This is a genomic window from Nonomuraea sp. NPDC050227, assembly GCF_044459705.1.
Taxonomy (GTDB): Bacteria; Actinomycetota; Actinomycetes; order Streptosporangiales; family Streptosporangiaceae; genus Nonomuraea.
Genome location: NZ_JBITJF010000002.1, coordinates 1,077,581 through 1,086,077, shown reverse-complemented (window position 1 = coordinate 1,086,077; position 8,497 = coordinate 1,077,581). Strand labels below are relative to the sequence as shown.

General features: G+C 72.6%; 8 protein-coding genes. 3 read left to right on the top strand and 5 right to left on the bottom strand.

Features of this window, described 5'->3' with window-relative positions:
* The first annotated feature begins 32 nt into the window (after positions 1-32).
* Both ACIBK9_RS12400 and ACIBK9_RS12395 read left to right on the top strand, forming a co-directional pair.
* Complete coding sequence (locus ACIBK9_RS12400) at positions 33-2,291, top strand: hypothetical protein (RefSeq protein ID WP_397157546.1); 2,259 nt, start codon at positions 33-35, stop codon at positions 2,289-2,291.
* A 194-nt stretch (positions 2,292-2,485) separates the two neighbouring features.
* Positions 2,486-2,638, top strand: a complete 153-nt coding sequence (locus ACIBK9_RS12395) for a hypothetical protein (protein WP_397157544.1) — start codon at positions 2,486-2,488, stop codon at positions 2,636-2,638.
* A 99-nt stretch (positions 2,639-2,737) separates the two neighbouring features.
* On the opposite strand, the gene ACIBK9_RS12390 is transcribed toward ACIBK9_RS12395, so the two are convergent.
* From ACIBK9_RS12390 to ACIBK9_RS12370, 5 genes are all read right to left on the bottom strand, one after another.
* Positions 2,738-4,072, bottom strand: coding sequence for an erythromycin esterase family protein (locus ACIBK9_RS12390; protein ID WP_397157542.1), 1,335 nt, complete (start codon positions 4,070-4,072; stop codon positions 2,738-2,740).
* Positions 4,073-4,351: 279 nt separating this feature from the next.
* Complete coding sequence (locus ACIBK9_RS12385) at positions 4,352-5,014, bottom strand: response regulator (RefSeq protein WP_397157540.1); 663 nt, start codon at positions 5,012-5,014, stop codon at positions 4,352-4,354.
* Entirely contained in the window at positions 5,011-6,111 is a 1,101-nt protein-coding gene (locus tag ACIBK9_RS12380) for a sensor histidine kinase (protein ID WP_397157538.1), read from the bottom strand. The genes ACIBK9_RS12385 and ACIBK9_RS12380 overlap by 4 nt, the downstream gene beginning before the upstream one ends.
* Positions 6,108-6,689: a DUF998 domain-containing protein gene (locus tag ACIBK9_RS12375; RefSeq protein ID WP_397157536.1), complete on the bottom strand. Its 582-nt coding sequence runs from the start codon at positions 6,687-6,689 to the stop codon at positions 6,108-6,110. Before ACIBK9_RS12375 ends, ACIBK9_RS12380 begins: the two co-directional genes overlap by 4 nt.
* Before the next feature lie 100 nt (positions 6,690-6,789).
* Entirely contained in the window at positions 6,790-7,461 is a 672-nt protein-coding gene (locus ACIBK9_RS12370) for a TetR/AcrR family transcriptional regulator (protein ID WP_397157534.1), read from the bottom strand.
* A 75-nt stretch (positions 7,462-7,536) separates the two neighbouring features.
* On the opposite strand from ACIBK9_RS12370, the gene ACIBK9_RS12365 reads away from it, so the two are divergent.
* Positions 7,537-8,475, top strand: coding sequence for an MBL fold metallo-hydrolase (locus ACIBK9_RS12365; protein ID WP_397157532.1), 939 nt, complete (start codon positions 7,537-7,539; stop codon positions 8,473-8,475).
* The last annotated feature ends 22 nt before the right edge of the window (positions 8,476-8,497 follow it).

Here is an 8,497-nt window from a genome sequence, read left to right as displayed (position 1 = left end):
TGGCCTGCGCGGGCTGATCAGGAGACATGCCGATGTCACGCCGTCTGATGGCGACCATCCTGGCGGGGGTGCTGGCGGCCGTGGGACTCACCACGGCCCCGGCCCACGCCGCCGCACCGCGACAGCCCTCCTGCGACCCGGGGGACTGCTTCACCGTCGACGTCTCGCTCGACCGCGCCCCCGCCGTCGGGCAGAGCGCGAGACTCACGGTCGTGGTGACGCCGAAACAGGACATACCTGACGCCACCACGATCATCGAACTCCCCGACACCCTGAAATGGACGACCCCACCCGCCGGATTCACCCACGACACGGCCACGGTCGGCCGCAGCCCCGTGGACCGGGCGACCAGCCGTGCCGAACGCGTGAAAAAAGGCCGGACCATCCGGTACGAGGCAGTGGTCGCGGCCGAGCGGCCGGGCCCGGCCTCCATCCGGGTGCAGGCCCGGGACGGGCGGCCGGGACCGGGCACCGAGGGCCTGGCCTACCTCACCATCGGCACCCGGTCGATCTTCGGCATGCCGGCGGACGACCGCGCCCGCGGCGTCCGGATCCCGGCGCGGAGGAGCGACCTGCCCGGTGACACGTGCGTGCACGGCCGGATCACGCACGTCGTGGCGGAGACCGGCGCGCTCAGAGGCGTGCCCAAGGTGCTCGTCGAGACGTTCGACGTCGACGCGGACGGCTCCGAGCAGATCGGCTGGACCGTCACCGACGACACCGGCGACTACCGGGTGTGCTTCGACGGCGTCGAGGAGGACGGCACCGGCCAGGACGTCTACGTCGAGGTGACCTCGACCGGCGACTACTGGGGAGTGGTGAAGCCGGCCGACGGCACCAACTATCTCGACCGGAGCGAGGTGCGGCCGGACATCCCCCGCGGCACCGCGCTGTCGGTCATCGACTACCAGGCCGCGCCGGGCAGCCCGATCGAGGGCGCGTTCCGCCTCTTCACCGCCGCCCACGACACCTGGAAGGCCTACACCGGCTGGCTGGACCAGCCGGGCGACGGGTGCTGGGAGACGGGCTCGGCCTCCTGCCGGAGGGTGCTCCTGGTCTGGGCTCCCGACCGGGCCGTCCCCGGCGGCTCCTACTACTGCAGCAGGGTCGCCGCCCCCTCCTGCCCCCGCGAGTTCGAGGCCCATCTGACGGCGTCGGCGCAGCTGCGGAAGATGGAGATCGCCCACGAGCTCGGGCACTTCATCATGGACTACACCTACGGCCACCTGCCGCCGATGGACCCCTCCTGCCGGGCCCACTACATGATGACGCCGATGGCGACCAAGTCCTGCGCCTGGGTGGAGGGGTGGGCCGACTGGGTCGCGGTCCAGACGTACGGAGACACACATTTCCGGTGGGCCACCGGCGGCCTCCAGGACGTCGACCTGGAGAGCCCGCGCTGGTACAGCGCAGGCTGGCCGAGCGGTCCCGACGCCGACAGGACCGAGGGGCGCGTGGCCGGCGCCCTGCTCGACCTGGCCGACTCCGGGGCACGCGACGAGAAGTACTGGGACGTCGCCGGGATCGGGCCGGAAGGGGTCGTGGCGGCCTTCAGGAACGTGGCCGCCGACGACCTCGACCAGTTCCTGCTCGGGCTGGACGTCCGGAACCAGGCCCTCGCCGAGCAGGTGTTGTTCCAGAACACGATCAGGGTGAGCCGCCTGTCGGCGCTGCTGGACCGCAGTCCGGCGCGCTGGCCCACCAACGTCCCGCAGGAAGAGCTCTTCACCGTCCCGGCCGGGCGGTGGGCGGTGGCCGTGACCTCCGCGGTCGCCGCCGACGGAACGGACGTCAACCTGGACGTCGTGCCCCAGGCGGCGGGCAAGCCGCCCGTCACCAGCGAGGACTGGGCGGCCAACCCGGACTTCGTCGCCGTGCAGCCGCCCGTCGCCGACGAATCCTTCACCGCCTGGGCCGGGTCTCCCGCCGACTATCAGGAGTACGCGCTGGAGGTGGCGCAGGCGCCCGACGGCGACCTGGAGAAGGGATCTCCCCAGGAGCTCGCCATGGCCGCCGATCGGCTGGTGGAGATCCGGACCGTCCGGCTGGAGCAGGGCGTGCCCGCGACCCTCACCGTCACGCCCCGCAACGGCCAGGACGTCGACCTCTTCGTGATGACGCCCAACCCCGCCGTGTGGGGGCAGCCGCGTTCCGCCGCGCGCCGCGCCGCGAGCGGCGGAGCGGGCAAGGCCGAGCGGATCACCATCTCCGACCCGAGGACGACCGGCGTCTACGCGGTCGTCGTGATTAAGAAGAGTGGCGAGGGGACCGTCTCCCTGGCCCGGAGCTGAGCCTTCTCGACCGCTGTTCGGCGTGGCCTGCGAAACCTTGGAATCGGCCTGTGGCGACTGGCGGCTCGGCACGGCCCCGGCGGTCCGGGACGCGGGGCTCGGCCACATGTCGGCCGCGCGCTCCGGGACCGGCCGTGAAAAGGGGCGCCGCGCGAGGCGGCCGCCCGCTCACCACCATAGGGAAGGGAATTGCCATGGAGCTGAACGTCTCCGCCCTGGACATGCTGCCGACCGCCGACGAGGCCGGCCTCATGTACTGCGACATGACCTGCTTCGACGTGAGCGTCAACTGCAGCGGGTCCACCATGAACACCCAGACGATCACCACCACCGGCGGCTGGTACTGAGCCGTCCGGGACGCCTGCGGCGTACCGGGTGATGACCGGACGGACAGCTGAATGAGGCGGGGCCCGGGGCGTCTGCCGCGGGCCCCGCCGACTGCCTCGCTACTTGAGCACCTGCGCCGAACGCACCTCGTGCAGGTGGACCAGCACGTCGAAGGCGCGGGACAGGGCGGTGTCGAGCGGCGGGTACGGGTACTGCGTGCCGATGTTGCGGGTCGGGCGAGCCACCGCCAGCCAGTCGCGCGCGGCGGCCGGCGCGGTGCGCATGTCGAGGTAGAAGTCGTCGTAGCGGACCCGGTCGAGGGTGTGCTCGTTGCTGCCGGGTTCGGCGGGGCCGGCGGTGAACTGCTTCCAGTCGCCGCCCAGCGCGGCGTCCTTCGACAGGAAGGATCCGCGGTCGAAGGTGAAGCCGACGGCGACGTACTTCTCGCCCAGCATGTCGCGCAGGTAGGCGCCCTGCGTCTTCGGGTAGAGCGCGGGATCGCCGGAGACGTACCCGGCGTGGGTGTTCTGCGCGGACATGAGGATCTTGCCGCCGTGGTGTCGCAGCCACCAGACGGTGTTGTCGGCCATGACCTGGTCGCGGTAGCGCTCCATGACACTCAGCCAGGACTTGTCGGCCAGGTCGTAGCCGGCGAACTTGGCGGTCTGGGCGATGAACCGGGCATCCTGGACGGCGCTGTCGTACGCGGCCGACGCCCGCGGCCCTCCCAGGCTGAGGAGCAGGTCGAGCGCCTGCTGAGCCTTGGCGGCGAGCTGCCGCCGTTCGTCCAGCGGCCGGTTCAGGTAGGCGAAGACGTCGTCGAGCGGGCGCAACCCCTCGTACAGCGCCGCCAGGGGAGCGGTGGAGCCGGGGTGGGCGCCCCGGACGTACTGCGCGATGCGGGCGAAGACCTCCTCGCCCACCTTCGGCGCGCCGACGTCGTCGCCCATGACGTGCAGCGGGTGGCCGGGGTCGCGGCGGTTGTGCTCGCGCATCCACTCCAGCATCCCGACGAGTTCCTCACGCTCCCACGGCGAGGCCCGCAGCACCTCCTTGGCGATGGCCCGCAGGTCGCCCTTCCCCGTCCGCAGGTACTCGTCCAGCCGCACCCCTCCCGACCAGCTGGCCTCCAGCGCGAACGTGGTGAAACCCTTCTTCTCCACGAGGTAACGGAAGACCCGCTCCTTCACCGTGAAGAACTCATGCGAACCGTGGGTCGCCTCGCCCATGCCGACGACCCGGGCGTCACCCACCATCCGGCCGAACGCCCTCAGGTCGCCCGACTCCGCGCCCGGCTCGGTCGAGCGCAGTTCCTGCGCCGCCGCCTCCAGAGCTCGCACGGGCTCGGCGGGCGCGGCGGGCGCGGCGGGCTCAGCCGCGAAGGCCGCCTGGGCCAGGACGGGCACGAGGGTCAGGCCCGCCGCGAGGGCGGCGAGCTTCCGGCCAACGGTCATGTCACTTGCTCCTTGGTGTCGCCATTACTTGACGCCAAGAACCGTATGACGCGCCCGGATGCCCAGACGATGCCGCTGACCTGCGCATTTTTCGGCGTACGCACTGCCTCGAACAGGTAGGGCCAGCCCTACCGAGGCCGCCCTCGCGCGGCCGAGCTCACCGGGGGACGGCCGCCAGGTTCAGCACGGTGTACTCCTTGCCGCCGCCGCGGGTCTTGACCTGGCACCCCCTGCTCGCGCACCGCTCGCAGGACTTCTCGTCGGCGTCCCAGAAGACGGTCAGGAGCCCGGCTGCACCAGGCCGGTCTCGTAGGCGAGGATGACCAGCTGCACCCGGTCTCGGACGCCGAGTTTCATCAGGGCGCGGGTGATGTGCGTCTTGGCGGTCAGCGGGCTGATCACGAGCCTGGCGGCGATCTGGTCGTTGGACAGCCCCTCCGCCACCAGACGGACGACCTCGCGTTCGCGATCGGTGAGCACGGCGAGCGCGGTGAGCCGGTCGCCGCTCAGCGGGGCGGGCCGGTGAGCGAACTGCTGGACGACCCGGCGGGTGACGCTCGGCGACAGCAGTGCCTCGCCCGCGGCCACCACGGCCACGGCGTGGCGCAGCTCGGCCGGTTCGACCTCCTTGGTGAGGAACCCGCTGGCGCCGGCGCGCAGCGCGGCGAAGACGTGGTCGTCGGTGTCGAACGTGGTCAGGATGACGACCTTGGTCCCCGGGCGTTCGGCCAGCACCCGGCGGGTGGCCTCGATGCCGTCCATTCCCGGCATGCGGATGTCCATGAGGATCACGTCGGGCTCGGTGGCGCGCGCCTGCCGGACGGCCTCGTCGCCCGTGGCGGCCTCGCCGACCACGGTCAGGTCCTTGGAGCGGTTGAGCAGGCTGCGGAAACCGGCCCGGACGAGGGCCTGGTCGTCGGCGAGCAGCACCTTGATCGTCATGTTGCCATGGGGATGATCGCGCGCACGGCGAACCCCTCGCTCCCTTCGATGCTCAGCGTGCCGCCCAGGGTGGTGACACGTTCGCGCATGCCGGTCAGTCCGTGGCCCCCGGCCAGGACGCCATCGGCCGGGGCGGTCGCGCCGCGGCCGTCGTCGGCCACCTCGACCGTCACCGCGTGGCTCGCATACCGCAGCCGCACCGACACCCGGGTGGCGTCGGCGTGTTTGATGGTGTTGGTCAGCGCCTCCTGGACGAGCCGGTGGGCCGCGACGGCCTGCGGGCCGGTGACCGTGGCGGCATCGCCCTCCTCGTGCAGCTCCACCTCCAGGCCGGCGGCCCGGGCGGCGGAGACGAGATCGGCGATGCCGCCCAGGTCCGGCTGCGGGGCGGCGTCACCGTCGATCCGCAGCACGCCGATGAGCGAGCGCAGGTCGGCCATGGCCTTGCCGCGCACGTCCATCGCGGTGCGCAGGGCCGCGCGCGTCTCCTCGGGAGAGTCGTCCAGCGCGTCGGCGGCCACGTTGAGATGCACGCCGACCACGGCCAAGGTGTGGGCGATGATGTCGTGCAGCTCGCGGGAGATCTCCAGCCGCTGTTCGGCGAGCCGGCGGCGGGCGTCCGCCTCGCGTGCCTGCTCCAGTTGCGCCCGCCAGCGCGCCTGGAGGTGGCGGGCGTTGCCGACCGCCAGCACCAGCGCCAGCCAGAGCACCTCGGCGCCGCCGGAGGCCAGCGCGCGGGCGGGCGAGCCGCCCGCGACGGCCCAGTCCCAGGTCAGCGCGTACAGCAGCAGGAACACTCCCACGCCGGCGGCCCAGCGGGTCCGCCCGGCCGCGGCCACGGTGTAAGCGGCCGCGGTCAGCGGCCACACCCAGCCGCCTTCGAACAGCCCCGCTCCCTGGAAGGCGACCAGCACCAGCGCCGAGGCCAGCAGGACGCCGACCGGCCGGCGCCGCCGCGCCACCAGCAACCCGCCGAGCAGCAGCGCCATCGTGACCACCGGCCAGCCGATCGGAGCCCCGACCGCCGCCGTCCCGGTCAGGACGGCGATGGTCGTGAGCACCCCCGGCAGCACGACGGCCAGGACAGCGGAGATCATCGGCCGGTGCGGGGCAGACGGACGGCGGCCAGCGCCATCCAGCCGAGGGCGGCGGCGATGGCGATGCGCTCGGTCAGCCCCACAACGGGAGGAAGTGACCGGGAGACCATGACATCGACAAGAGTGACCACAAACAGGATCATTCCAGACACCAGGGCCACGGTCGCACCGGTGAGCAGGCCGTCCCGCGGCCACGCCCTGGTCAGCACCACGGCGGCGGCGGTGAAGGCGGCGAAGGCCGCCCAGGCGGAGAAGCCGTGCACGCTCTCCGAGACCGACGGGTCGTCCCACCACCCCGGCGGGTCGGCGGGGAAGATCGCGGCCAGCAGCAGCCCCAGCGACCAGACGCCCAGCAGCCAGGTGCCCGCGCGGCTGGTGCGGGTACGAGCCACCGCCACCGTCAGCGCCGCCGCGCCGAGCGCGAGGGCGACCAGCCCGAGCGGCACCAGCCAACCGGCCCCCGTGTTGACGAACCTGCTGATCGTCTCGCCGATCGGGCTCATTTCCCTGTTGACCACGTCCGAGACGGCGAATGCCGCGACGCCGATGCCGACACCGGCGAGAACTGTCTTCTTCATGGCCCAGACGTTATGAGCGGCCTCTGGTGCCCGGCGTCGTCCATGCGCGGACACCTGCGCGTACACCGATCGGTGTATGCGCATGCACCCCTTGCAGAGGTCAGCCGGGAGAACGGCGCGCCAGGCGCTCGGTGTGCGCCGAACGGCCCGCGGGACGGCCCGCCGCGTGCGACGCCTCCTGGGCCAGGCCGTTGAGCGTGGTACGGACCACGCGCGTGGTCTGGAGATCGACCGCGCGCGGGTCGTCGAAGTGCACCAGGCCATCGGCCAGCAGCACGGCCAGCCCGTGCAGCGCGGCCCAGACCACGAACTCCGCCCCCTCGCGGGCGGGCTCCGGCAGGCCGCCGGCCGCGGCGAGCCGGTCGAGCTCCGCGGTGAGGACGTCGTGCGGGTGGGGGGAGATGGCGGAGTCGGGGGCGGTGGCGCCGCCGCGCAGCACGAGCCGGGCGACGGCCGGGTCGTCGAGCGACCAGCGCACGTAGCCGCACCCCAGGGCGATCAGCCGCAGCTGCGGGTCGTCGGCCTGCCCGGGTGCGCGCTCGCAGTCCTGTCGCAGGCGTTCCCCGAGCCAGGCGAGCGTGCGCTCGGACAGGGCGCGCACCAGCGTGTCGCGGGAGGCGAAGTGGTGGTAGGCGGCGCTGGGGCTGACGCCGACGCGCGCCGAGGCCTCGCGCAGGGACCAGCCGTCGGCGCCGCGCTCGCGCACGAGAGCCTCGGCGGCGCCGAGCAGCGCGCTGCGCAGGTCACCGTGGTGGTATCGCCCTTTCGCCATCGCCCGATCTTAACACTGATCAGATCTCTGCTACGCTCGCCAGCATCTCAACAGTGTTCAGATTGGAGCCGGATCATGTGCCCCGCCGATGTGACGCCGAACCCGTCCCCTGACCTGACCGACCTTCCCGACGTGCGGACGAGCCCGCCGCCGGTCGTGCGCGGCGAGCCTGTCGAGGTCTGCGACGGCGTGTACGTCATCCCCGACAACCGCGTCGAGCTCGTCCCGAACGTCGGCATCGTCGTGGGCGAGCACGCCGCGCTGGTCGTCGACACCGGCATGGGTCCCCGCAACGGCGACCATGTCCTGGAGCAGGCCCGGCGCCTGGCCGGCGACCGGCGGCTGTACCTGACCATCACGCATTTCCACCCCGAGCACGGGTTCGGGGCGCAGGCGTTCAAGGGCGCCGCGACGATCGTCTACAACGCCGCCCAGCGCGCGGAGCTGCACCGTAAGGGCGCCGCCTACGTCGAGATGTTCAGGGGGCTGAGCGCCGCCGCGGCGGCCGAGCTCGAAGGCGTCGAACTCGTCGATCCCGACCTGGTCTACGAGGGCCGGGCCGAGATCGACCTCGGCGGGCGCACGGCGGCGCTGCGGGCGGTCGGGCCCGCGCACACGGGCTCCGACCAGGTCGTCGTCATCGACGACCGGGTGCTGTTCGGCGGCGACCTGATCGAGACCCGCATCTTCCCGATCGCGCCGTACTTCCCGCCGTACGACGTGGACGTGGACGGCCCCGGCTGGATCGGCGTGCTCGACGACCTGATCGCCGGCGCGCCCGAGATCGTCGTGCCCGGCCACGGGGAGGTGGGCGGCGTCTCCTTGATCCGCGACGTCCGCGACTACCTCGGCTACGTGCACGGCGAGGTCGCACGGCTGCGCGCGGCCGGAGCCTCCGCCGACGAGACGGCCGCGCGGATCGACGAACAGGCGCGCGCCCGCTGGACCACCTGGGAACGCCCCGAGTGGATCGCCTTCGCCGCCCGCGCCTTCCACGCCGGCGAACACCGGTGACGTGACCGGTCGTGCCTCCGCC

Coding starts and splice junctions, on each gene's coding strand:
- ACIBK9_RS12400 (WP_397157546.1), top strand. CDS start 33: ATGTCACGCCGTCTGATGGCGACCATCCTGGCGGGGGTGCTGGCGGCC.
- ACIBK9_RS12395 (WP_397157544.1), top strand. CDS start 2,486: ATGGAGCTGAACGTCTCCGCCCTGGACATGCTGCCGACCGCCGACGAG.
- ACIBK9_RS12390 (WP_397157542.1), bottom strand. CDS start 4,072: ATGACCGTTGGCCGGAAGCTCGCCGCCCTCGCGGCGGGCCTGACCCTC.
- ACIBK9_RS12385 (WP_397157540.1), bottom strand. CDS start 5,014: ATGACGATCAAGGTGCTGCTCGCCGACGACCAGGCCCTCGTCCGGGCC.
- ACIBK9_RS12380 (WP_397157538.1), bottom strand. CDS start 6,111: ATGATCTCCGCTGTCCTGGCCGTCGTGCTGCCGGGGGTGCTCACGACC.
- ACIBK9_RS12375 (WP_397157536.1), bottom strand. CDS start 6,689: ATGAAGAAGACAGTTCTCGCCGGTGTCGGCATCGGCGTCGCGGCATTC.
- ACIBK9_RS12370 (WP_397157534.1), bottom strand. CDS start 7,461: ATGGCGAAAGGGCGATACCACCACGGTGACCTGCGCAGCGCGCTGCTC.
- ACIBK9_RS12365 (WP_397157532.1), top strand. CDS start 7,537: ATGTGCCCCGCCGATGTGACGCCGAACCCGTCCCCTGACCTGACCGAC.